The organism is Brevundimonas sp. GW456-12-10-14-LB3 (assembly GCF_059424365.1).
In genome coordinates this window covers 1-3,434 of sequence record NZ_JBWKZJ010000074.1, presented here as the reverse complement: position 1 = coordinate 3,434, position 3,434 = coordinate 1, and the positions used below count along the sequence as shown (strand labels likewise).

The window sequence follows — 3,434 nt, the reverse complement described above, 5'->3', positions numbered from 1 at the left end:
GCGCCCAGGCGAAGGCGCGACGGGTTGGGCGGGCGGCGCTTCCACCACATGACCAATCCGCTGATCGCCAGCAGCCAGACGCCGATACAGCCCAGCAGCATGATGATCCGGTTCACCTGTCCAAACTGGGTGCCTTGGTGGGTATAGACGCCCCACTCGATGGCCTTGGCGCCGACGCCGAACCGGTCGTAGCCGAGGTCGGCCAGCACACGGCCCGAGGCGGCGTCGATGTACAGGGACCGGCTGTCCTGGACCCGGCGGGCCTGGGTCGTGATCGTATAGGCCGTGCCGCCGGCGGCGGGGATGTTGACGGCGTAGGGCCGGGCCAGACCGGCGTCGTCGGCGGCCTTCAGCACCCGGTCCAGTGCGCCGTGGCCCGCGTGGTCGTGGGTCATGACCATTCCGTCAATGGCCCAACCGGCGCCGATGGGTTGGTCATGGTGTTCGGCGCGCTGCCAGGCTCCCGCGACGGGGGCGGGCGGGCGGCCCAGACCGCTGGACTTGACGGCGTCCATCACCGTGTCGCCCCAGAAGGCCGACCAGGGCATGCCGGTGACCGCCAGGAACAGCACCACACCGCCGACGTAAAAGCCCGTCAGGGCGTGCAGGTCGCGCCAGAAGGGGCGGTGTCGGGCGTCGGTCGTCCGGAGCGAGACGGTCGCTACGGAACGTCCACGCGGCCACCACAGATAGAGGCCGGTGGCGAACAGGATGATGGTCCAGCCCGCCACGATCTCGACCAGGATGTTGAACGGCCGCCCCAGCAGGGTCAGGCTGTGGGTCTTCTTGACCAGTTCCATGAAGCCGCCGGCGGGAATGACGCCGGTGGCGCGGCCGGTGTGAGGATCGACGAAGACCGTCTTCTGCACCCCGTCGGGCCGATCCACGCGCAGGCGAACGGCCTGGTCCGACCGGGCGGGCATGACCAGATTGGCGACCCGACCGCCGCCGGCGGCCGGGGCCGCCGACGCCACCCAAGTGTCCGGCGCGGTCTGGGTTTGGGCCGCCGGCACGCGGATCATGTCGCGATAGAGGGCGCCGTCGATCTCGTCCTTGAACAGATACAGGCCGCCGGTCAGGGCCAGCAGCATCAGCACGGGCATGACGAAGACGCCGGCGTAGAAATGCCAGCGCCAGACGGCGCGGTAGGCGCCGGACAGATCGTCCGGCGCCTTGGTTGCGGCCTTGCCGGCCATCAGTAGCTCATCCTCACGCCGACATAGGCCGAGCGGCCCTCGCCAGGAAAGAAAACGGCGGTGGAGGCGGTCCGGGCATCCGTGACGGCGCTGAAGTTCGAGACATAGGCCTCGTCGAACAGATTACGCACGTCGGCGAAGACGGTCAGGCCGTCCCGCACGGTCCAGCCCATGTTCAGGTTCGCCACCGTATAGGCGGGCGACTTCAGGGTGTTGGCGTAGTCGACCCAGGCGTCCGCCATCGACCATTCCACGCCCGGGGCCAAGAACCAGCCCGCCGGGTGGTCATACCGCAGCTCGGCCCGATAGAGGTGCGGCGGCACGACCGGCAGGTGGGCGTCGCCGTAGACCTTGTCCCCGTCAAAGAAGAAGTCCGAGAAGGCGTAGGTCTGACGCAGCCGCCATTGCGGCGCGATCCGCCAGTCCAGCCCCGCCTCGATCCCCTGGTGAACGGTGGGCCCGGCGTTGAAGGTGGAGGCGGGAATGCCCAGCGAGGCGTTGACGACGAAGTTCAGCAGTTCGTGGTCCAGGTCGGCGCGATAGGCGGTGACGTCCCAGGTCACCGGCCCTCGGCGACCGCGCGTGCCGATCTCCCAGGTCACGGCCTCCTGCGGGACCAGGGGCTGATAACCGGCGGCGGTCGGCGACAGGGCCGAGAAGTTGGGCGGCTCGACCGAGCGGGTGACATTGGCGAAGACCTGATCGCCCTGCTCGCTTTCCCACAACAGGCCGGCGCGGGGCGCGAACCAGTCGAAGCTCTTGTCGACGGTCAGGTCGATCGTGCCGGAGACGCCGGGGACTACATAGCTCTGATAGTCCCGCTCGGCGCGGCCCCAGGTTCCCCCGGCGACCAGGGCCAGACGGTCGGTGACGAACAGCCGCCCCTCGCCGAAGACGTCCAGCCCCTTGCCGTTCTGGAAGCTGCGGGCGCGCAGGCCGTTCTGCTGTCCGGCCAGATTGCCCCATTGTTTGGCGTCCAGATCGCCCTGACGATACCAGGCGCCGTAGAAGGCGTCGGCGCGCAGGCCGAAGACCTGTCCCTGCCAGTGGAACCGTCCGAAAGCGCCGTAGTTGCGGCTTTCCTGATCGATCACCTGGAAGATGGGGTGGTCCAGATCCTTCCAGGTTCCATAGATCGCGCCCTCGAACACGGTGGACTCGTCCAGCCGCCAGCGCGTCTGCACCGTCGTGCGGACTGATTGCATATTGCGCTGGTAGTTCAGGGTGATGTTGCTCGGTGTCGCCGCCTGGGGTTTGGTCAGAGCGTCCGATAGGCTGACACTGCCGGGGATTTCCTGATGGATGTCGCCGCCCGAGACCAGCAGGCGCACCTCGCGGTCCTGACCGAAGCTGCGGCCGATATTGGCGGACAGGTGCAGGGACTTGCCCTCGCTCTGTTGACGCCAGCCGTCCACGCTCTGGCCCGTGACGGCGGCGAAGCCGTCCCAGTCGCCGCGAACGCCCGCCACCTCGGCATGGGCGCGCACCGTGCCATAGGAACCGCCGTCCAGCCGCAGGTTCAGGTTCGATGCGGCCGTGCGCCCGGTCGGGGCGACTAGATTGACCGCTCCGCCCAGCAGGGCGCCGCCGAAGCGCAGGGCGTTGCCGCCCTTGTACACCTCGGTGTAGCGGGCGATCAGCGGGTCGATCAGCTGGAAGTCGCCGAAGCCGTCGGCCTCGTTGAACGGGACCCCGTCCTGGGCCAGCAGGGTGCCGCGGTTGTGGCTGGAGTTGCCGATGCCGGAGCCCCGGATCGAAAGCCGGATGTCGCCGCCCCACTTCTTCTGGGCATAGACGCCCGGCGCGTCGCGCAGCACGTCGGCGAGGTTGGGCGCATAGCGGTCGGCGTAGGATTCGGCCGAGACGACGGCGACCGCGCCCGGCGTGCGGGCCAGACGCTCCCGCGCCTCGGCGACGACGGCGGGGTCGTCGGCGTTGCGGCGGGCGGTGACGATGACGGTGTCGAGGACGGCGGGCTCTGACGCCTGTTGCGCCAGGGCGGGGCTGGCCCATCCGGTCGTGGACAGGGCGGCGAGCAGCAGGGCGCAGGGCGCCGCAGTGGTCTTGAGAGACATGATGATCCTGAAGTCAGAACGGGAAAGGGCGCGCGGGCGCTGAGCCGGCGCGGGCTTCGTGTCTGGTTCAGGCGTAGGGTGGGGCGGTGGACGGCGGACGCGGCGGCGCGCGGGCCGGCGGCGGGGGGCTGACGCGGGCCGGCATATAGACGACGGTCTCGAC

Annotated in this window: 2 protein-coding genes; both read right to left on the bottom strand. The window is 69.4% G+C overall.

The features are described 5' to 3' along the window. Positions 1–1,196, bottom strand: a 1,196-nt coding sequence (locus AC07XS_RS15755; protein WP_182715197.1) for a PepSY-associated TM helix domain-containing protein, incomplete at its 3' end; no start/stop codon positions are given. Further along, positions 1,196–3,271: a TonB-dependent receptor domain-containing protein gene (locus AC07XS_RS15750; RefSeq protein ID WP_182715196.1), complete on the bottom strand. Its 2,076-nt coding sequence runs from the start codon at positions 3,269–3,271 to the stop codon at positions 1,196–1,198. The genes AC07XS_RS15755 and AC07XS_RS15750, both read right to left, overlap by 1 nt. Positions 3,272–3,434: the final 163 nt, after the last annotated feature.